At 60.3% G+C, this 20,459-nt stretch carries 14 protein-coding genes; 4 read left to right on the top strand and 10 right to left on the bottom strand.

Features of this window, described 5'->3' with window-relative positions; genetic code table 11:
* Positions 1-27: 27 nt before the first annotated feature.
* Positions 28-885 carry a glycerophosphodiester phosphodiesterase family protein gene (locus tag ROI90_RS17395; protein WP_315999633.1) on the bottom strand — a complete coding sequence of 286 codons (858 nt, stop codon included), beginning with the start codon at positions 883-885 and terminating at the stop codon, positions 28-30.
* A gap of 86 nt (positions 886-971) precedes the next feature.
* Between ROI90_RS17395 and ROI90_RS17390 the strand changes: the two genes are divergently transcribed.
* On the top strand, positions 972-1,592 hold the full coding sequence (locus ROI90_RS17390; protein ID WP_315999632.1) for a hypothetical protein: 621 nt from the start codon (positions 972-974) through the stop codon (positions 1,590-1,592).
* Between the two features lie 81 nt (positions 1,593-1,673).
* Here the strand turns inward: ROI90_RS17390 and ROI90_RS17385 are convergent, their stop codons facing one another.
* The 3 genes from ROI90_RS17385 to ROI90_RS17375 form a co-directional block, all read right to left on the bottom strand.
* Positions 1,674-1,964 (bottom strand): PLD nuclease N-terminal domain-containing protein, encoded by a 291-nt coding sequence (locus ROI90_RS17385; RefSeq protein WP_315999631.1) that lies wholly within the window; start codon positions 1,962-1,964, stop codon positions 1,674-1,676.
* Between the two features lie 109 nt (positions 1,965-2,073).
* A complete protein-coding gene (locus tag ROI90_RS17380; protein ID WP_315999630.1) occupies positions 2,074-2,703 on the bottom strand; it encodes a rhomboid family intramembrane serine protease in 630 nt (209 codons plus the stop codon).
* Positions 2,704-2,751: 48 nt separating this feature from the next.
* Positions 2,752-3,723 (bottom strand): polyprenyl synthetase family protein, encoded by a 972-nt coding sequence (locus tag ROI90_RS17375; protein WP_315999629.1) that lies wholly within the window; start codon positions 3,721-3,723, stop codon positions 2,752-2,754.
* Between the two features lie 138 nt (positions 3,724-3,861).
* Between ROI90_RS17375 and ROI90_RS17370 the strand changes: the two genes are divergently transcribed.
* Positions 3,862-4,368 (top strand): energy transducer TonB, encoded by a 507-nt coding sequence (locus ROI90_RS17370; protein WP_315999628.1) that lies wholly within the window; start codon positions 3,862-3,864, stop codon positions 4,366-4,368.
* Between the two features lie 139 nt (positions 4,369-4,507).
* Here the strand turns inward: ROI90_RS17370 and rnr are convergent, their stop codons facing one another.
* The 3 genes from rnr to ROI90_RS17355 all read right to left on the bottom strand — a co-directional run bounded on the left by rnr (position 4,508) and on the right by ROI90_RS17355 (position 9,987).
* Complete coding sequence (gene rnr / locus ROI90_RS17365; RefSeq protein WP_315999627.1) at positions 4,508-7,069, bottom strand: ribonuclease R; 2,562 nt, start codon at positions 7,067-7,069, stop codon at positions 4,508-4,510.
* A gap of 402 nt (positions 7,070-7,471) precedes the next feature.
* Positions 7,472-7,780 carry a GIY-YIG nuclease family protein gene (locus tag ROI90_RS17360; protein WP_315999626.1) on the bottom strand — a complete coding sequence of 103 codons (309 nt, stop codon included), beginning with the start codon at positions 7,778-7,780 and terminating at the stop codon, positions 7,472-7,474.
* Positions 7,781-7,929: 149 nt separating this feature from the next.
* Positions 7,930-9,987 (bottom strand): ABC transporter ATP-binding protein, encoded by a 2,058-nt coding sequence (locus ROI90_RS17355; RefSeq protein ID WP_315999625.1) that lies wholly within the window; start codon positions 9,985-9,987, stop codon positions 7,930-7,932.
* A 261-nt stretch (positions 9,988-10,248) separates the two neighbouring features.
* On the opposite strand from ROI90_RS17355, the gene ROI90_RS17350 reads away from it, so the two are divergent.
* Positions 10,249-11,235 carry an aldo/keto reductase gene (locus ROI90_RS17350; protein ID WP_315999624.1) on the top strand — a complete coding sequence of 329 codons (987 nt, stop codon included), beginning with the start codon at positions 10,249-10,251 and terminating at the stop codon, positions 11,233-11,235.
* Positions 11,236-11,389: 154 nt separating this feature from the next.
* Here the strand turns inward: ROI90_RS17350 and ROI90_RS17345 are convergent, their stop codons facing one another.
* A complete protein-coding gene (locus tag ROI90_RS17345; protein WP_315999623.1) occupies positions 11,390-12,046 on the bottom strand; it encodes a lipoprotein signal peptidase in 657 nt (218 codons plus the stop codon).
* A gap of 363 nt (positions 12,047-12,409) precedes the next feature.
* Between ROI90_RS17345 and ROI90_RS17340 the strand changes: the two genes are divergently transcribed.
* A complete protein-coding gene (locus tag ROI90_RS17340; RefSeq protein ID WP_315999622.1) occupies positions 12,410-14,185 on the top strand; it encodes a hypothetical protein in 1,776 nt (591 codons plus the stop codon).
* Positions 14,186-14,300: 115 nt separating this feature from the next.
* Here ROI90_RS17340 and ileS read toward each other — a convergent pair whose 3' ends face one another.
* A complete protein-coding gene (gene ileS / locus ROI90_RS17335) occupies positions 14,301-17,795 on the bottom strand; it encodes an isoleucine--tRNA ligase (protein WP_315999621.1) in 3,495 nt (1,164 codons plus the stop codon).
* Between the two features lie 199 nt (positions 17,796-17,994).
* Positions 17,995-20,427 carry an efflux RND transporter permease subunit gene (locus ROI90_RS17330; RefSeq protein WP_315999620.1) on the bottom strand — a complete coding sequence of 811 codons (2,433 nt, stop codon included), beginning with the start codon at positions 20,425-20,427 and terminating at the stop codon, positions 17,995-17,997.
* Positions 20,428-20,459: the final 32 nt, after the last annotated feature.

The following is a 20,459-nucleotide window of genomic DNA, read 5'->3' as shown; positions in this document are numbered from 1 at the left end:
CGTTCAGAATAGCGGCTTGGACAGTGCTCAGGTACGCTCTTTTGCCCGCATGGCCAGTAGCCGGTCAGGGTAGTCGGTGGTGATGCCCAAGGGGCGGAACGAGCGGATGTTTTCCAGATCAGCGGGAGTATTCACCGTCCAGGGAACAAGGGCAATGTTGAGCTGCCGCAACCCGGTAACCACTTCGCTGGTCAGGAGCCGGAAGTCGGGACCCAGCACTTCGGGATGAAAGCCCAGCTCCTGCAAATGGTCCTGAATCGGCCGGTCGTCTTCCACCAGAAGGCAAAGCCGGAGCGCGGGTTCCTGCTCCCGGGCAAGCTGCAGAATGCGCTTATCGAAGCACAGTAAAGTGGTGCGCGGGAACAGCCGCAAGCTATGGAGCTGGGCGAACAGCAGGGCCAGAAACCCGGCCGGAGCCGGGTGCCAGATACCGTCGCCGGCCGGGCTGCTTTTCACTTCTATGCTGAACTGCACGGGCGGCAACCGGAGGCGGGCAGTGAGGGCATCTACGGTTTCGATCACCTCCCGGAGCAAAGGCTTGCAGGCCGCGACGGGCCGCTGCTCCGGGAAGAGCGGGTGCCGTATACTGCCGCAGTCGTACTCCCGGATGCGGGCGTAGGGCAGGGCGTAGAGGTTATGCGCGAGCTGCTCATGGGGCTCAATTGGCCGGCCCTCCGGGGTGCGGCAGATGGTGGCGGACATCCAGGGCTCATGCGAAACCACCAGCTGGTGGTCAGCTGAAACCACTATATCCAGCTCCAGCACATCAACGCCCAGCTCAACCGCCCGGCAGAAGGCCGGCAGGGTATTCTCGGGCAGCAGGCCCCGGCAGCCACGGTGCCCGTGGATCTGAGGAAACGGGGAAGCAGGTTCGGGTACGGCCATCGATTCGGGGAAATTCGGGGAAAGATTTCACGGCAAATTGTGCCTGCCGTATACGCAGTGCAGCAACTTTTCAGCAGCTTATCCCCATGAAAAAAACCATTCTCATTCTGCTTCTGGCGGCCCTGGCCGTGGGCGGCTACTGGTACTACCGCAAGCTGAGCACCGGCCCGGAATACTCGCTTATGCAGGCCTACAAAGCCGTAACCGACCACGATGCCGCCGCTTTTGAACGCTACGTGGACGTGACCAGCGTGACGGGCAGCCTGGTAGATCAGGTGGCCGGCCAGAGCAGTGCCCTGGGCCTGTTGAACCCCGGCGGCATAGCCATGAAAGGTGCGCTACGTCTGCTGAAGCCCCAACTGGCACAGGCCGCCCGGCAGGAAGTGAAACGCTACGTGGAAACCGGCTCGGCCACGGCCGCTACCGAGGCCACTCCGAAGCGGCTGGGAAACGTATCTATCCTGGGCCTGGCCGACAAAGTAGTGGGCCAGGGCAGCAGCTTCAAAGGCGTGAAATACTCCCGGGAGGAGGGCGAGCAGGCCTTCATCGGGCTGGAGTTTACACAGCCCCGCTACGATACTACGGTGGTGCTGGAAGTGAAGATGCAGGACCGCGGCGACCATTGGCAGGCCACGGAAATCACCAATACCGGCGAGATTCTGCGGCACGTGGCCCGCATGGAAAAGCAGCATCTGCTGGGCCAGTAGTACGGTGCTCACTGAAAGCAAGAAGCCCCGGCGCAAGGACTGCGCCGGGGCTTTTTGTTACTCGCTAAGGCAGTTGCGGCCTTATACGATGCCGGTGTTGGACTTACCGCGGCCGGAGAACATGTAGTAGATAATCAGACCCAGGAAGGGCATGAAGTAGATAATGGCCAGCCACAGAATCTTCTTGCCAATCGTCCAGGGCTGACGGAACACGTCGAACATGGCCAGCACGTCCAGCACCAGAATGATAATCCAGATGAAGCGCGTGTTGCCGTATTGGTCGTATTTACTGCAGCTGGAGAGGGCCAGCATAAGAGGTAGCGCGAGCAGCGTAGCCGGCGGGAAGCTGATGTTCTTGAGTAGCTTGTTCATGGTGTAGGGTGTGTTAGGTGGAGAGATTTCCCACCGATGTACGGCCCGTATGTGAAATGGATATGGTGTATCATATATATTTTATATTAAGTTGTTGATAACCAGCATATTAAAACAAAAATTCCTGAATCTGGGACCAGAAGATGCTGCCCACCCGAGGTACCAGGATAAACGTGAGCACCAGCCCGTACAACGCCCCGTAAAAGTGGGCGTCGTGGTTGATGTTGTCGCCCCGGCGGCGGCCCATGTAGTAGGAATAGCCCAGGTAGAGGAAGCCGAAGATGAAGCTGGGTATCTCAAAGGGCAGCGGGAACACCAGCATCTTGCCCAGGGGGTTGAACAGGATGGCCGAGAAGATAACCGACGACACACCGCCCGAAGCCCCGAGGCTGCGGTAGTTGGGGTCGTCGCGGTGGCGCAGGTAGGTGGGAATATCCGACACCACGATGCCGCCCAGGTACAGCAGCAGGAAGTACAGGATGCCGGTAGTAGGCCCGAACAGTTGCAGGAAGATGTACTCCACCGTCTGGCTGAAGGAGTACAGGGCAATCATGTTGAAGAGCAGGTGGCCGAAATCGGCGTGCAGAAAGCCCGAGGTAACGAACCGATACCAGTCGTTGTCGCGCTTGACGCGGTAGGGGTCCAGCACCCAGCTGTCGTATAGGTTCTGGTTGGACCAGGCGTAAAGGGAAATGCCGACGGTCAGGACGACCATCACCAGGGTTGGGGAGAGTTCCATGAAGCTAAAGCGAAGAAAAGTAGATGAGGGGCCCGGCGTAACCGGGAATTATTGCTCGCGCTCCAGCAGCTGCAACGCCAGCTGGTGGAGGGGCTTTTTGCGCGTTTCGGGGGCCGCCACGCGCTCCAGATGCTGCAAGGCATCCAGGAAGTGGCGGTTGATTAGTTCTTCCGTCTGGGGGCGGATTTCAAGCTCATCGTAGATGGCGCGCACGGCCCGCACCTTGGCGTCGGCATCGGGTACGGGCTGGCCGATGTGGCGGGCCAGGGTGGCGCGCTGAGCTTCGCTGGCCTGGGCCTGGGCCGTGAGCAGCAGGTAGGTTTTCTTGTCGCTCACGATGTCGCCGCCCACGCGCTTGCCGAAGGTGGCGGCGTCGCCGTACACGTCCAGCAGGTCGTCGCGGAGCTGGAAGGCTAACCCGATGCCCACCCCGAACTGGCGCAGGTGGTCTGCATCCTCCCGGGAAGCGCCGGCCAGCAGAGCGCCCAGCTCCAGGGCGAAGCCCAGCAGCACGGCCGTTTTCAGCCGGATCATGTCCAGGTACTGGTCGATGCTGACCTCCGTTTCCGTCTCGAAGTTCATGTCCCACTGCTGGCCCTCGCACACCTCGGCGGCGGTCTGGGAGAAGCGGCGCAGCACGTGGGCCAGCAGGTGCGGGGGCACGTCCAGCAGCAGCTCGTAGGCCCGCACCAGCATCACATCACCGCTCAGAATGGCCACGTTGGGATTCCACTTTTCGTGCACGGTGGCCTGGCCCCGGCGCAGGGGGGCCTGGTCCATCAGGTCGTCGTGGAGCAGGGTGAAGTTATGGAAGACTTCGGTGGCCAACGCGGGCTTCACTACGGCGTCCAGCTCATCGGTGAAGAGGTGGGCCCCGAGCAGGGTAAGCACGGGCCGGATGCGCTTTCCGCCCAGGGCCATGATGTAGCGGATGGGCTCGTAGAGGGTGGTGGGCTGCTCGCCGTAGGAGAGGCCGGAAAGGCTGGCCGAGAGTTTATCGGTGAAGTAAGAAAGGTCCACGAATGGCAGGGTCAAGGTTGAGGCCGGCAAGGTACGGCGGGTTGCGGGAAGCCGGGGAAACCGGCCGGGCAGCGCCATCACCTTCTATACGGGAAAGCAGAGTTCAGGCGTTTGTAGCGGGCAGCAAGAACCCTATCCATGCCGCTACCCCTACTCCGGACAACCGCTTTCCTGGCCCTGCTGTTGGCCGCCCACCCCGGCACCGCCCAGAACTCCTACAACTGGTGGGATGCCCGGCCGCCCGCACCCGTGACGCCTCTACCGCGCCCGGCCCGCAAACCAGCTCCCATTGCTCCTGCCTCCGCTATTACAGTGGTCATCGACTCGCTGCCCCTCACGACCGGCAAGTACACCTACGTGGAAGTGATGCCGGCCTTCCCCGGCGGGCAGGAGAATATGCTGAACTTCCTCCGCCAGAACCTGCAACGCCCCCGCGCCCCCCGGCAGCACGGCCGCGTATTGGTGAACCTGGTAGTAGCCGCCACGGGCGCAGTAACCGAGGTGCGGGTAGCGGCCGGCCACGGCCTCTCCCCGGCCTACGATGCGGCGGCGGTAGAGTGCGTACGCCGCCTGCCTCGGTTCATGCCCGGCCGCCGGGAGGGCAAGCCGGTTCCCACGGCCCTCACGGTTCCGGTGATTTTCTGAGCCCGGCAGGCAGCAGCAAAAAGCCCCCGACGCTGAGTGCATCGGGGGCTTTTTTGTAGGTCAGAGTCAGGGGCGCGGGGAAGGACGAATGGATGCCGCCTGATGCGCGGAGTGTTCTTCGGCCTTGCCATGCCGGCGGCTACCGGCGGCGCTTACTGCCGCCGCCCGGCTTACCACCGCCGGACTTGCCGCCGCCCTCGGGGCGGCCGCCTTTGCTGCTCCGCTCGGGGCGGTAGCCGCGGCGCGACTCACGGCCGGCGGCGCGTTCTTCCTGCTCCCGGCGCTTCACCGCGTCGGGGCGGTTATCCACCAGCTCAAAGTCGATGGTGCGGTCCAGCAGGTTGGCCGATTTCACCACCACCTGCAGCTCGTCGCCGAACTGGATGATGCGCTTGGAGTTCTTGCCCACCAGGCGGTAGTTGTCCTTGTCCAGCTCGTAGTAGTCGCCGGGAATGTCGGCAATGCGCACCATGCCTTCGCACTTGTTTTCCTGAATCTCCACGTAGAGGCCCCGCTCCGTGAGGCCCGATACAACGCCCGTAAACTGGTCGCCGATGCGGTTCTGCAGGAACTCCACCTGCTTGAATTTGATACTGGCGCGCTCGGCGTTGGCGGCCAGCTTTTCGCGCTCCGAGGAGTGCTTGCACTCTTCCTCAATGGGCTCCACTTCCATGTTCTTGCCACCCTCCAGATAGTGTTCCAGCAGGCGGTGGGCCATCATGTCGGGGTAGCGGCGGATGGGCGAGGTGAAGTGCGAGTAGTGCTCAAAGGCCAAGCCAAAGTGCCCGCGCGGGTCGGTGGTATAGGTGGCTTTGGCCATGGTCCGGATGGCCAGCGACTGGATGACGTTCTGCTCCGGGCGGCCCACTACCTCGCTGCTCAAGTCGTTCAGCTCGGCGCTTAGCTTCTTGGGGTTGGAGAGGTCCAGCTGGTGGCCGAACTTCTGGGCGAAGAGGGCGAAGTTCTGGAGGCGGTCCTCGTCGGGGGCATCGTGCACGCGGTACACCATGGTGAGGCGAGGCTTGCGGGGCTTGAGCTTGAACACGAACTCGGCCACCTTGCGGTTGGCCAGCAGCATGAACTCCTCAATCATCTTGTGGGCATCCTTGCGCTCCTTCACATACACGCCCAGCGGCTTGCCCTCGGCATCCAGCTTGAACTTCACCTCCTGGGTTTCGAAGCTAATGGCGCCCTGCTTGAAGCGCTGCGCACAGAGCTTTTTGGCAATGGAGTTCATCAGCTGAATTTCGGCGGTATAGTCGGAGTCTAGCCCTTCGATGCGCTCCTGAGCGTCTTCGTAGGCGAAGCGGCGGTCGGAGTGGATGATGGTTTTACCGAACCAGGAGCTGTACAGCTTGCCCCGCTCATCCAGCTCAAACACGGCCGAGAAGGTGAGCTTATCCTCGTTGGGGCGCAGGGAGCAGAGGCCGTTGCTGAGGCGCTCGGGCAGCATGGGAATCACGCGGTCCACGAGGTACACGGAGGTGGCGCGGTAGCGGGCCTCCTTTTCCAGAGCCATGCCGGGGCGCACGTAGTGGGTCACGTCGGCAATGTGCACGCCAATTTCCCAGTGCCCGTTTTCGAGCTGCTGGATGCTGAGGGCATCGTCGAAGTCCTTGGCGTCGGCGGGGTCGATGGTGAAGGTGGTGATGTGGCGGAAGTCGCGGCGGCGGGCAATTTCGGCCTGCGGGATTTCCAGCGAAATGTTTTCCGACTCCTCCTCCACCTCGGCCGGGAACTCAAACGGCAGCCCGAACTCAGCCATGATGGCGTTGATTTCGGCCTCGTTCTGGCCAGCCTGGCCGAAGCTGCGCTTCACCGTGCCAACCGGCACGTGGCCAGTGTCGCCGTCCGGAAACTCGGTAATCTGCACCAGCACTTTGTCGCCGTGCTGGGCCCCGTGCAGCTCCTCCTCAGGCACCATCACCTCAAAGTACACCTTGCGGTTGTCGGACTTCACAAAGCCCACGACGCCCTGCATGTGGAGGCGGCCCACCAGCTCGGGGCGCACCCGGTTGGTTACTTCCAGCACGTCGCCCACGGGCTTGCCGTCACGGGAGCCGCGCAGGCGTAGGCGCACCGTGTCGCCGTGCATGGCAAACTTGAGGCGGTCAGTAAACACGCGCACGTCCTGCTCGCTCTCCTCCGAAATCACGAAGGCGTAGGAAGAGGTAGCCAGGGCCACCGTGCCGGTAATCACCTCGCCCCCGCCCTCGGGCCGGTTGCGGCGGTGGGGCATGGTGGGGTCGTCGGCGTTGGGAAAATCGAAGCCGGCCTCGCGGCGGCGGTGCACTACGGGGTCCTGGCCAAACTCCGTTTCCACGGGCCGGCCGGCGCGGCGGTTGGTGGCGGCAAACGGCTCCCGCTCGTTGCGGCGGGTTTTGCGGCCACCGGCGGGCTCCGTGGCGGCCTGAGCGGCGTTGGCCTCCGTGAGGCGGTACTCGTCGTTCTGGAGCAGCGTGAGCAGGCCTTTCTGCTTCAGGCTTTTCAGGTGGGCAAAAATTTCGTCGCGCTGCTCCTTGGTGGTCACGCCCAGGCGGCGGGAGAGCTGGCGGTAGGAGAGCACCTTGCCGGGGTTGTCGCGGAAGATGCGGAACACCACATCCTGGCTGATTTCGGTGGGCGTAGTGGTGGCTTTATCGCCACGGGCTGCCTTCGCGCGGGAGGCGCGGGGGGCGGCGGGTTCGTCTTTTTCTTTCATGTAGAAAAGGAGCCGCCAGTGGTTGTCGTTTTCGCAGGCGGCGGGGTTGAGTAAGTGGGAAACTAGTATTACTACGAGGTTTCCCGAGGTAAAGTAATCCAGCCCGGTTCCGGGCTTCGGAGAGATGATACGGAATATAGCGCGGAATAACTATTCCGGGGTAAAACAAGGCCGGTTGAGGGTTGTGTACGCGGGGTAGCATCGAACGTCATGCCGAGCGCAGCGAAGCATCTCGCGTGCTGACGTTGCAATAGTAACTCAACGTCAGCACGCGAGATGCTTCGCTGCGCTCGGCATGACGTTCCACAGTTTTCTGAACAGCTCCGATGTCAGGAATAGTTCGTCAGCGTGAGCACGCGCAATGCTTTGGCGGCTTCTCTGTGCGACATGCAGCACCTCGCTTTAGTTTTCTGTGGTGGCTTTACCGTCCCAAGTTTGCAAATCAATCGGTGCCCAAGTCGGGTTAAAGGAGGTAGTGAGCCGCTCCTTTTTCGCACGGCTCCAGCCTTTAATTTCTTTTTCGCGAGCTATAGCCTGCGGCGCATCCGGCCACGCTTCGAAGTACACCAGTAGGTTACACTGATACCGGCCCGTAAACTTTCCGCCCTTCCCCAGTCCCTGCCCGTGCTCATACAGGCGCCGCTCCAAGTCACTTGTGACTCCGGTATACACTACGGTGCGGGCTGGGTTGGTGAGCAGGTAGACGTACATGAGATTTACCTCTAAGATGCAGGACAAGTAGTTAAGTGCTTACATCTACAGAACGTCATGCAGAGCGGAGCATCTCGCGTGCTGCCGTTGAGTCACCATTACAACGTCAGCACGCGAGATGCTTCACTGCGCTCGGCATAACGTTCTTTCTACGCCCGGCTGGCTACGGCGGCCCGGATATCGGCGGGGGTATCTTTGGGAATGGCGGCCAGCAGCTGGCGGGTGTACTCGTGCTGGGGGTTGGCGTAGATGTCGGCGGCGGGGCCGCTTTCCACAATCTTGCCTTGGCGCATCACCAGCAGCCGGTCACTCATAAAGCGGGCTACCGACAGGTCGTGGGTGATGAAGAGGTAGGTGATGCCGAACTCGCGCTTGAGGTCGTTGAGCAGGTTGAGCACCTGGGCCTGCACCGACACATCAAGGGCCGACACGGACTCGTCGCAGATGATGCACTTGGGCTGCAGCGCCAGGGCCCGGGCAATGCAGATGCGCTGGCGCTGGCCGCCGCTGAACTCGTGGGGGTAGCGCAAGTAGTGCTCCTCCTGCAGGCCCACCGTGCGCAGCAGCTCCAGCACCTTGGCCTTCTGCTCCGGCTTGCTGCTGCCCACGCCGTGCACGCGCATGGGCTCCAGAATAGCCTCGCCCACCGTCATCATGGGGTTAAGGGCGGCGTAGGGGTCCTGGAACACCATCTGAAACTCCCGGCGCTTCCGGCGCAGCTCCTCGGCCGGCAGCGTGGCCAAGTCAACCCCCTCAAACAGGATGCTGCCCGAGGTGGGCTCCACCAGCCGCAGCAGCGTGCGGCCCAGGGTAGTTTTGCCGCAGCCCGACTCCCCTACCAGGCCCACAGTTTCGCCGGGGTAAATGTCGAAGCTCACCCCGTCCACGGCCCGCACGAACTCGGGCTTGCGGTTGAAAAAGCCTTTGCGGATGGGAAAATGCACGTTGAGGTTCTCGACGCGAAGAATGGGTTGGGGGTTAGTTGTCGGTTGGTCGTTGTCAGTTGTCAGGGCGGTTGGCGCGAATGGCCCGGGTGCCCCAGGGTTGAAACTCTGAGCTACGGAAGGCGCTGGTGTAGCTTCCGTCTCCGTCGTTGCCACGCTGACTGGCTCAGAGCTTGAGCCCTGGGGCTCCGGCACGGCCGCATCGAACAGCAGCGGCTGCCCCGATTCCAGCCCCGGGGCCGTTTCTAGACCAAATTGCGGTTCTGACGGCCGTGAAACACGATGTTCCACGGGGAACGTTTTGGTGGTTTCAACGCCGCTTTGAGAGACTAAAGCGGTGGTTTCACCTGCAACAGTCTCAGTCACTTGCGTAGCGGCAGTTTCAGTGGCAATAAAGCCTCCATCGGGCGTTTCACGCATGAAATCGGCCACTACGGGAAGTTTTTTTCGGCCCACGGAAAGTTTTGGGCGGCAGGCCAGCAGGCCTTTGGTGTAGGGGTGCTGGGGGTTGGTGAAAATATCCAATACCGAACCCTGCTCCACCACCCGGCCGCGGTACATCACCAGAATTCGATCCGCTATTTCGGCTACCACGCCTAAGTCGTGGGTGATGAAGATGAGGGCCGTGTTGTGCTGGCGGCGCAGGTCGTTCATGAGGCGCAGCACCTGGGCCTGCACGGTCACGTCGAGGGCAGTGGTGGGCTCATCGGCAATGAGGATGGCGGGGTTGCAGGCCATGGCCATGGCAATCATCACGCGCTGCTTCTGGCCCCCGCTGATTTCGTGGGGGTAGCTACTAAAGATTTTCTCGGGGCGCGGCAACTGGGCCATCGTAAACAGCTCCACAGTGCGGGATTCGGCCTCTTTGGCAGTAAGCGTAGTGTGCAGGCGCAACGCCTCTACCACTTGGCTGCCGCAGGTATATACCGGGTTCAGGGAGGTCATCGGCTCCTGAAAAATCATGCTGATGTCGTTGCCCCGCACCTGCTGCAGCTGCTTATCCGTGAGCGTCAGCAAATCCACCTCCCCCAGCGCCTCGCTCTGGAATTGGGCTTCGCCGCTTACAATCTGGCCGGGGGGCAGCGGAATCAGGCCCATCAAGGCCAGGGAGGTAACCGACTTGCCCGAGCCCGACTCGCCCACAATGGCCAGCGTCTGGCCCCGGTGCAGGTCGAAGGAAATACCCTGCACGGCCCGCGTGTTGCCCCGGTGGCTGTGAAAGTCGATGGTGAGGTTGCGGACGGAGAGGATGGGCTGGGACACGGCGACGAGAATCGAAGCGGAAAAAGGTAAAGATAGGCCGGCGCGCGGTAGCTTGCGGCGCGCGTTTGGCGTATGTCTTACGCCAACTCGCCTCCTTGGAAGTGAGGTTTGGGTGTGGTTGATGCCAGTAGAACGGTAGTTGAATACCAGAGCTAGTCCCTGTTCAACGCTCCGACCAACCACCCCAGCTTCTCCTTTCCTAGGCGGGGAGCTGATTCTGGCGTTTTAGCTACTCTTTTAACTCAACCTGACCTACCACTTATGCACTACCGCAAACTCGGTAAAACCGGCTTCAACGTTTCCGAAATCAGCCTTGGCACCTGGCAGGTGGGCGGCAAATGGGGCGACCCATTCAGCCACGACACCGCCGACGCCATTCTCAACAGCGCCGTTGATGCAGGCATCAACTTCATTGACACGGCCGACGTGTACGGCGACGGGGAAAGTGAAAAGGCCGTGGGCCGCCTCGTGCGCAGCCGCTCCGAGCGGGTGTACGTGGCCACCAAGTGCGGCCGCCAGCTCCAGCCCCACACCAGCGAAGCCTACCAACCCGCCGCCCTGCGCCGCTTCGTGGAAAACAGCCTGCGCAACATGCAGCTCGAAACCCTGGACTTGATTCAGCTGCACTGCCCGCCCACCGAGGTGTTTTACCGGCCCGAAGTATTCGAGCTGTTTGACCGGCTCAAGGAGGAAGGCAAAATCCTGAATCTGGGCGTGAGCGTGGAAAAGGTGGAAGAGGGTCTTAAAGCTCTGAACTTCAGCAATGTCACCACTATCCAACTCATCTTCAACATGTTCCGGCAGCGCCCCGCCGAGCTGTTATTCCAGGAGGCGAAGCGCCAGGATGTAGGGCTGATTGTGCGCGTACCCCTGGCTAGCGGCCTGCTCACCGGTAAGTTCTCGTCCCACACCACCTTCTCCCCCGACGACCACCGCCAGTTCAACCGCGACGGGGCCGCCTTCGACAAGGGCGAAACCTTTTCGGGTGTAGACTACGAAACCGGCCTGGCGGCTGTGGAGGAGCTGAAAAAGGTTTTCCCTGATCAACCCAACCTAGCCCCAGCAGCGTTGCGCTGGGTGCTGATGTTTGAGGAAGTAAGCTGCGTAATTCCCGGTGCCTCCCGCCCCGACCAGCTCCATTCGAACCTGCAGGCGGCCGAGCTACCCGAACTTCCACCTGAGCAAATGCAAGCTGTACAGGCTGTCTACGAGCAGCGCATCAAGCCACTGGTGCACAACCTATGGTAAATAGTGCCCAGGCATTGTCATTCCGAACGGAGTGAGAAAGTAGGATTGACCAGTATAAAGCGACCCAACTTCCCACTTTGTTCGAAATGATAGTTAACAAAAAAAAGCCCGCTGGAACGATTCCAGCGGGCTTTTTTACCTTGACAAGGGTATTTTACGCCACCTCCGAAGCTTCCGCGTCGCGGCGGGCCTGGGCGGCCTGGGCATCATCGGCGGACAGCGGGTGGGCGGCTTCGTAGTGGGCGAAAAAGCGGCTCTGGAACAGCAGAATCAGCGCCACGCCCACGAAGATGGCCGAATCGGCAATGTTAAAAATGGGCCAGAGCGAGACGTGTGAGCCGCCCACCAAGGGCCAGGAAGCCGGCAGGATTCCTTCGTAGATATCCACGTACAGCATGTCAATCACCTGCCCGTGAAACCAGGGCGTAGGCGAGCCATAGGGCGCGTTATTGTAGATGATACCGTAAAAAATAGAGTCGATAACGTTGCCCAGAGCTCCGCCTAAAATCATGGCAATGCACACGAGCAGGCCGTTAGGGGCGCGCTGTTTCCAGAGCTTGTAGATATAGTAGGCAATACCCGTTACGGCCACCAACCGAAAGCTGGTAAGCAGAATTTTACCGTACGGCGGCGGCAACTCCACCCCGAAGGCCATGCCCGGATTCAGCGTGTAATGCAGCTTAAACCAGTCGCCGAGCAGCGGAATTTCGCCGGGCATACCCATGGGCATGTAGCGGTGCACAGCCCATTTGGAGAGCTGATCAATAACGATGACCAGCAGGGCCACCAGGTAATACTTCCAGTATTTCATGTAAAGAGCAATGAGGGATAACAAGTGAGTTGGGCACCGTTACCCTGTCAGGCTGTCAGGAGCGGGGCGTACTCTCTTATTGGGTACAAATTGACGAAGATTTTTTGACTATGCTGCATGTGGCACTGCGGCTGCTTGCCGCCGCTGGTATATGGTGAGACGGTGCTTTTGTGCCGGTTTAAGCTTCGCTCCCGTTTGTTTGTGCGTGTTTGTGCCAATACTTTATTCTGGCACCATGCAGCCAAAGGTACCGCCAACTAGCCGTCCGCACAGAGTTGGTGAGCTTTTACCCTGAAAAGAGGCCTGGAAACAGTGCTAACTCCTCCTATCTTACTGGCTGTATCCCATTCTTACGTGTTTTCTATGCTACCGAACCGCCTCCGCTGCCAGCGTCTGGCCACCTCCTATCTGCTGCCCGCCTTCCTGCTAGGAGCCTGTGCCACACCTCACTTGCTCACCCGCGCCAATGAGCAGCAAAGCACCACTACCATCACGTTTTACAACCAGCAGCTCAATACCAGCCTGATGCTCAACGGCGACTACGCCCTGGAATTGAAGCCGCGCAACCGGCCCGATGCGGCCACCCAGGCCACCCTGCGGCAGCTGGCCGTACCGCGTAAGCAGGCCGCCGTGCTGTTTACGGGTCACACCACCGTGGAGCCGGCCTATCAGCTACGGGCTCTGCGCATAGCTGGCAGCCCCAATTGGGCCGCCGCTGGCTTTCAGGAAACCGGGCAGGGCCGCTTCCAGCGCACCACTGCTACCTCTCCCGATTTGCGGATGGAATATGCCGCGCCCCTACCCGATAAGCAGGGCTGGCTGTACCTGCTGGCCACCAACGAAGCCAAAACGCAGCCTGCCGCTACTGTCGAAAGTCGGAGCCGGGAGATGGATGCGGAGTTCGTCACGTTCACGTTTCCCTCGGTGCAAACGGGGCGCTGGCCCCGCACAATGTTTCCTGGCCGCATGGCCAGCAGCGCGTTTCTGAGCCAACCGAACGGCAACTACCTAGCCCCCCTGGTAGCGCTGGCGCAAAGCCGCCACTCCCCCGCCGACCCTTCCCTGGACGGCACGCTACTCTATACCCTGCTCCAATACCATGCCTTGGCTGGTAACACTGATTCAGTGGCCTATTTTCAGCGCTTGGGCTCCACTAATATTCGGCTGCCTGCTGCCCAAGCGGCTACTGCTCAAACCCGGCCGCGCCGGGCTACTTCGGATACATTGGTGAGTGTGGAGGCGATACCAGAAATTCTGAGGCGGACGGCTACAGCCCGGGCGGTATTACTTGATGAATCCCCTATCCGGCCCCAGCACCGGGCACTGGCCATGACCCTCCTGCCGGGCCTGTACCAACAGGGCTTCCGCTACCTGGCCTTGGAGGCGCTGGAAGATTCGGCGGCTAGTACGCTCAGCCCGCTGCCGCTGCAAGCAGGCCTGCAGACCCGGGAAGCTACGCTTGCTAACCTGGTGCGCACGGCCCGGCGGCTGGGTTTTACGCTTATTGCCTATAATACCAGCCACGGACTCACAGATAAAAATCAGACCCAGGCTGCTGCTCTCCACGCCGCACTGCGGCAGGATGCTCAGGCCCGGGTGCTGATTTACGGCGCTACTCCAATGAATAGTCAGTTGGTAATGCAGGGACAGTCTGCCGCAAAGTCGATGCCCGAGCAGTTCACGGAGCTTACGGGTTGGCCGGTGCTGCGTATCAATCAGTCCCAATTATCCAACGACGCCATTAGCAAGTTGCCGGCCACCATGCCTGGTACCGCCGAGGTAGTGTACCGGCTGCGGCATGGCCAGCGCCGCCCGCTTTATCCTGGGGCTGAATTAGCGGTTCGCAATAACTTCGATATACAGCAACTGCCCCTCCCCTACGCCGGGGCGGGTGAGGTGCGGCCGGCTTCTTTGGATTTACGCCCTTTCCGGCCCACCGCGGCCACTGGTCGGCGGCTGGTGCAGCTGTACCCACAGTCGGAGTTGGCCGTACGGGAAGACATTGCGCCCATCCTTGTTCACGAAGTGCAGGCCACCGATGATGTTCTGCCCCTGCGTCTGGCACCGGGCAGGTACACCTACCGGGTAGTATCAGAAAAACAGCTAAAAGAAGTCAGGCAGGAATTGGTAGTGCAATAAGCCAGCACCCGCTAGAGCTGGCTGTCATACAAGAGCATTTCGGCAGGAAGGCACACAACGAAAAAGGCCGCGAAACAGTGTTTCGCGGCCTTTTGACTGATGCTACCAAGTGAGGTTACGAGTTGGCTACCTCCAGTTGCACCGGCACGGAAAACTCGTCGAATTCGAGTACCGAACCGCCGCTGATTTCCGGGGCGAAATCCAGGCTCAGGGCCTGCACTTCCTCGCGGATGTAGCTGCCGAACGACTGAACGGCGGCTTCCAGCTCGGGCTGCTGCTGCAGCATCACGCGGATTTTGTCCTGCACTTCCAGGCCGCTGTCTTTGCGCAGGTTCTGGAGGCGGTTCACCAGTTCGCGGGCTACGCCTTCCTGCCGTAGCTCGTCGGTGAGGGTCACGTCAAGGGCTACCGTAAGGGGGCCGTCGGTGGCCACCAGCCAGCCGGGCAGGTCCTGGGTGCGGATTTCCACGTCGTCGGGGGCCAGGGTGTAGGCTTCGCCGTCGATTTCCACGGCCAGCTGCCCGGTCTTTTCGAGGGTGCTGATTTCCTCGGCGCTCATCTGCTGGATGCGGGCGCCTACGGCTTTCAACTTGGCGCCGTACTGCTGGCCCAGGCGCTTGAAGTTGGGCTTCACCGACTTCACCAGCACGCCGCTGGCATCGTCGAGGAACTCCACGTGCTTCACGTTCACCTCGGCGCAGATCAGGTCCTCTACCAGCGCCACCTGCTCGCGGGTCGAGTCGTTGAATACCGGCACCAGGATGCGCTGCAGCGGCTGGCGCACCTTCAGCACCGACTTCTTGCGGAGTGAGTGAGTAAGTGAGGAAATGCGCTGGGCCAGCTCCATCCGCTCCTCCAGAGCCTTGTCGATGCGGGCTTCGTCGGCCTCCACCAGCAGGGTCAGATGCACCGATTCGGCGGCCAGCGGCGTGTTACGCTCAATAGCTTCGGCGCGCATGCCGTTGGTCATGTTTTGGTAGAGCCACTCGGCGAAGAAGGGCGCAATCGGGGCCATGAGCTGCGACACCACCACCAGGCATTCTTGGAGGGTTTCGTAGGCGGCGCGCTTGTCGGCGGTCAGCTCGCCCTTCCAGAAGCGGCGGCGCGAGAGGCGCACGTGCCAGTTGGAAAGCTGATCGGTCACGAAATCCTGGATGGCGCGGGCCGCTTTCGTGGGGTCGTAGCCATCGTAGTAGCCTCGTACTTCCACAATCAGCGACTGAAGCTTGCTCAAGATCCAGCGGTCCAGCTCGCTCAATTCGGCGTGCGGCACCCGGTCGAACTCGCGGGCCTGGAAGCCGTCGAGGTTGGCGTAGAGGGCATAGAACGAGTAGGTATTGAACAGCGTGCCGAAGAAGCGGCGCTGCACCTCCGTGATGCCCGCCACGTCGAACTTGAGGTTGTCCCAGGGCTGGGCGTTGGCAATCATGTACCAGCGGGTGGCGTCGGGGCCGAACTGGCTGATGGTAGCAAACGGATCCACGGCGTTGCCGAGGCGCTTGCTCATCTTGTTACCGTTTTTGTCGAGCACCAAGCCGTTGGCCATCACGTTTTTGTAGGCCACCGAGTCCTCCAGCATCACTGCCAACGCGTGGAGCGTGAAGAACCAGCCACGGGTCTGGTCAACGCCTTCGGCAATGAAATCAGCGGGGAAGTTCTTCTGGAACTGCCCTTCGTTTTCAATCGGATAGTGCCACTGAGCGTAGGGCATGGCGCCGCTGTCAAACCACACGTCGATGAGGTCGGTTTCGCGGTACATGGGCTGGCCCGAGGGCGACACCAGGAAGATGTCGTCCACGTAGGGCCGGTGCAGGTCGATTTTAGTTGTTTGTTGTTCGTTGTCAGTTGTTAGGCCGTTGGTCATTACCCAGTTGCCGTCCACCAGCTGGTAGGGGTTGTGGGTCATGACTTCGGCTGCTACGGCCTTGTCGATTTCGGCGTTCAGCTGCTCGATGCTGCCGATGCAGATTTCCTCCGAACCGTCCTGGGTGCGCCAGATGGGCAGGGGCGTGCCCCAGTAGCGGGAGCGGCTCAGGTTCCAGTCCACTAGGTTTTCCAGCCAGTTGCCGAAGCGGCCGGTGCCGGTGCTGGCAGGCTGCCAGTTGATGGTTTTGTTGAGCTCGATGAGCCGGTCTTTCACCGCCGTGGTTTTGATAAACCAGGAGTCGAGTGGGTAGTAGAGCACGGGCTTGTCGGTGCGCCAGCAGTGCGGGTAGGTGTGCTCGTACTTCTCCACTTTGAAGGCCGTGCCGTCGCCTTTCATGCGGATGGCAATGCTTTCGTCGAGGGTTTTGTAGTCGGCACCCGACTCGTCGTGGCCGTCGTAGTTCTTCACCCAACGGCCGCCGAATTCGCCCATCTGGGCCACGTAGCGGCCCGTCCGGTCCACGATGGGGCCAAGCTTGCCTTCGTCGTCGGCTACCAGCAAAGCGGGCACACCGGCCAGCTGGGCAGCCCGGAAGTCGTCGGCACCAAACGTGGGCGAAATGTGCACGATGCCGGTACCGTCTTCGGTGGTTACGAAGTCGCCGTTGATGACGCGGAAGGCGTTTTCCTCGCCCTCAAACGCCGGATAGCCCTTATCCTGCCCAAATAGCCGCTCATAGCGGATGCCCACGAGGTCGGCACCAGTGAATTCAGCCTCGATTTCCCATGGAATCTGCTTCGTTTCACTTCCCCAATCTGAATAGGTAGATGGGGTAACTTTCCCTATTTCGGTGAATTCAGAGAAATAACTCTTGACCCGTGCTTTCGCTAAAACAACACGGATATATTCCTTGGTGTAAGGGTTTATAGTGCGTACAACTACGTACGGGATGTTCTTGCCAACAGCCAAAGCAGTGTTAGCCGGTAGTGTCCAAGGTGTTGTCGTCCAAGCTAGGATAAATACATCCGTTGGAGAATCACCGTTTTGTCTATCCCAAACAGGAGCCGCAAACAGCTTCTCCGACGCCTCGTTACGCTGCACTTTGAACTGGGCCACGATGGTCGTGTCCTTCACGTCCCGGTAGGTGCCGGGCTGGTTCAGCTCGTGCGACGACAGGCCCGTGCCGGCCGCCGGCGAGTAGGGCTGGATGGTGTAGCCTTTGTAGAGCAGGCCCTTATCGTAGAGCTTCTTGAGCAGCGCCCAGCAGCTCTCGATGTACTCGGGCTCGAAGGTGATGTAGGGGTCGTCGAGGTCCACCCAATAGCCCATCTTCTCGGTGAGGTCGTCCCACTGGGCCTTGAAGCGCATCACGGTTTCGCGGCAGCGCTGGTTGTAGTCCTCGATGCTGATTTTCTTGCCGATATCCTCCTTGGTGATGCCCAGCTCCTTCTCCACCTGCAACTCAATGGGGAGGCCGTGGGTGTCCCAGCCGCCTTTGCGGTGCACCTGCTTGCCCAGCAGCGTCTGGTAACGGCAGAAGATGTCCTTCACCGTCCGGGCCATCACGTGGTGGATGCCGGGGGCGCCGTTGGCCGAGGGCGGGCCTTCGTAAAACACGAACGTGGGCTGCCCTTCGCGGGTGCTCACGCTCTTCTCAAAGATGCCGTTCTGCTTCCACCACGCCAGGATATCGGTGCCGACCTGGCCGTAGTTGAGCGGCTGCTTGAATTCGGGGTAGTTCATGTTATTGGTGGGTGCTTTTCTAGCTGTAGTCGCCTCCTTTCTGGCTCTAGTTGCCTCACCCCCTAGCCCCCTCTCTAAAGGGAGAGGGGGCTAGGGGGTGAGGCCTAGGAATTAGAATATGAGCGTCAGAGCTAGTAGAACTGATTTTTAGAATTTTAAGCTAGTCCCCCTCTCCTTTTCGGAGAGGGGGGTTAGGCGACTAGGAAGCTATGCCCTTCCGCATGCGGCTGAGGTTCAGTTCCAGGTCGTCGTCTTCCTCGTGGTAGTTGTCGTCGTAGTGCCGGATACCGGTCTGGTCGATAACGTCCTCGTCCTTACCGTGCTCGAAGGTAACCAGCAGGCAGGGCAGCAGAATCAGGTTAGAGAAATTGGTAATCAGCAGGCTGGCCGACATCAGCAGGCCCAGGGCCTTAGTGCCGCCAAACTCCGAGAAGGCAAACACCGAGAAACCCAGAAACAGCACAATGCTGGTGTAAATCATGCTGGTACCGGCCTCCGAAAGCGTAGTGCTGATGGCGGCTTTCACCCGGCGGCCATTGGCGGCCATTTCCTGCCGGAACTTGGCCAGCAGGTGAATGGAGTTGTCACCGTCAATACCCAGGGCAATGCTGAAAATAAGAGCCGTGCTGGGCTTGAGCGGGATGCCGAAGTAACCCATAATACCGCCCGTGAGCAGCAGCGTAAAGAAGTTGGGCAACAGGGTAAAGAACACCGCCCGGATGCTGCGGAACAGAATCAGCACGACCACGCCCACCAGCAGAAACGCGTGCAGCAGGCTGGATTTGAGCGTACCAATCAGGTATTCGTTGCCTTTGGTGAAGATGATGGTGGTGCCGGTCTTCTTCACTTCCATGCCCGTACCCTTGAAAATCCGGTCAATTTCGGGCTGGATGCGGTTGTTGAGCAGGGTATCTAGGTTGTGGGAGCCGATATCCGCAATTTTCAGCGAAATCCGGGCCTCCCGCATGGTGCTGTCGGTGAAGGAGCGCAGCAGCTTGCTGGTTAGCTGACCTTCCGAGCCCTTGGTATTCTGGGAGCGGGCCAGGTAATTAAACACGTAGTTGGATTCCGACTTATCGGGCAGGCGGTAAAACTCGGGGCTGCCGTTGTAGAAGGCCTGAGTAGAAGCTTTCAGGAAGGTGACCACGCTGACGGGCGTGGTGAGCACCGGCTGGGTGCGCAGGAAGTTTTCGAGGCGGTCGATGCGCTCCAGGTTTTTCAGCTTCAGCAGCCCTTTGGCCTTCCCCGTATCCACCACCAGCTCCAGGGGCATTACCCCGTTGAAGTGCTGCTCAAAGAACTTGAGGTCGGAGTTTACCGACGAATCCTTGGGCAAATCATCCACCATGTAGCTCACCGAGCGCACCTTCGTAACGCCGAACGAGGCCAGAATAAGCAGGGCCAGGGCCGTAAGGTACACCGTGCGGCGGCGCTCCAGCACCAGATAATCGAAGAACTCCAGCAGCTTCATCAGCGGCTTGGCTTCCAGATGCTCCAGCTGCTTGGGCGTAGGCGGGGGCAGAATGGTGAACACAATCGGCATCAGAATAAACGACACCGCAAACGCCACGAAAATATTGATGGTGGCCACCGCCCCAAACTGGAACAGAATGGCAATGTTGGTAAAGCAGAACACCACGAATCCTATTGCCGTGGTGGTATTGTTCATCAGCGTGACCAGCCCGATTTTGCGCACCACCCGGGCCATGGCCAGCACCTGGTTGCCCGATTTGCGGTAGTCGTAGTGGTAGCGGCTGAGCAGGTAGGTGCAGTTGGGAATCCCGATGACGATAATAATGCTCGGAATCAGGCCGGTGAGCAGGTTGATTTTGTAGCCCATCAGCACCATGGAGCCAATGCACCACGTTACTACAATGAGCACAATCAGCAGCGGAAACACCACCGCCGACCACGTGCGGAAGAACATGAGCAGCGTGAGGGCCATCATCACAATAGTGAGGGCCACAAACAGCTTCATTTCGGAGGCTACCTTGGTGGTCATGGTGGCCCGCACGTAGGGCAGGCCGGCGTAGTGCATCTTGATGCCCGTCTTCTGCTGAAACCGTTCGGCGTGGCCTAGAATTTCCTGCATCACGGCCTCGCGCCGGCTGGAGTTTAGGTACTTGGGGTCCATGGTGAGGGCCAGCAGCGTGGCCCCAGTGGTGGGCGAGATCAGCTGGCCTTTGTAGAACTCCTGGGAGTTCACTACCCGCATGAGCGAGTCCAGCTCCACCTGACTGCGCGGGAAGCGGCGGAAAATGGGCTCGGCCCGGAAGGTTTGCGTAGCCGTGTCCTTCACCAGCCGGGGCAGGCGCGTGACGCCCAGTACCCCGTTCACGCCTTCCACTTTGCTGAGCGTATCGGTGAGCATGCGCAGCTCGTTGAAGTTCCCCAGCTGGTACACCGAGCTGTCCTGCATGCCCAGCACCAGCACGTTGCCATCTTCCCCAAACTTGCGTTTGAAGCGCTGGAAGTACACCATGTCCGGGTCGTCGGGCGAGACTACCTGGGCAAAATCGTAGGTCATTTCGATTTTGCGGGCTTCCCAGGCCATAAACACCGTTATAACGGCCAGCAGCCCAACCAGTAGGCGACGGTTCTTAATGACGAATAAGGCGAGGTTTCTCCACATAGGCCGGTAAAATGCAGCAAAGGTACGCAACC

It is taken from the genome of Hymenobacter endophyticus (genome assembly GCF_032464715.1).
Taxonomy (GTDB): Bacteria; Bacteroidota; Bacteroidia; order Cytophagales; family Hymenobacteraceae; genus Hymenobacter; species Hymenobacter endophyticus.
Note: the sequence above shows the minus strand (reverse complement) of the source record. Positions and strands in the feature narration are given on the sequence as shown.

Coding starts and splice junctions, on each gene's coding strand:
- ROI90_RS17395 (WP_315999633.1), bottom strand. CDS start 885: ATGGCCGTACCCGAACCTGCTTCCCCGTTTCCTCAGATCCACGGGCAC.
- ROI90_RS17390 (WP_315999632.1), top strand. CDS start 972: ATGAAAAAAACCATTCTCATTCTGCTTCTGGCGGCCCTGGCCGTGGGC.
- ROI90_RS17385 (WP_315999631.1), bottom strand. CDS start 1,964: ATGAACAAGCTACTCAAGAACATCAGCTTCCCGCCGGCTACGCTGCTC.
- ROI90_RS17380 (WP_315999630.1), bottom strand. CDS start 2,703: ATGGAACTCTCCCCAACCCTGGTGATGGTCGTCCTGACCGTCGGCATT.
- ROI90_RS17370 (WP_315999628.1), top strand. CDS start 3,862: ATGCCGCTACCCCTACTCCGGACAACCGCTTTCCTGGCCCTGCTGTTG.
- rnr (WP_315999627.1), bottom strand. CDS start 7,069: ATGAAAGAAAAAGACGAACCCGCCGCCCCCCGCGCCTCCCGCGCGAAG.
- ROI90_RS17360 (WP_315999626.1), bottom strand. CDS start 7,780: ATGTACGTCTACCTGCTCACCAACCCAGCCCGCACCGTAGTGTATACC.
- ROI90_RS17350 (WP_315999624.1), top strand. CDS start 10,249: ATGCACTACCGCAAACTCGGTAAAACCGGCTTCAACGTTTCCGAAATC.
- ROI90_RS17345 (WP_315999623.1), bottom strand. CDS start 12,046: ATGAAATACTGGAAGTATTACCTGGTGGCCCTGCTGGTCATCGTTATT.
- ROI90_RS17340 (WP_315999622.1), top strand. CDS start 12,410: ATGCTACCGAACCGCCTCCGCTGCCAGCGTCTGGCCACCTCCTATCTG.
- ileS (WP_315999621.1), bottom strand. CDS start 17,795: ATGAACTACCCCGAATTCAAGCAGCCGCTCAACTACGGCCAGGTCGGC.
- ROI90_RS17330 (WP_315999620.1), bottom strand. CDS start 20,427: ATGTGGAGAAACCTCGCCTTATTCGTCATTAAGAACCGTCGCCTACTG.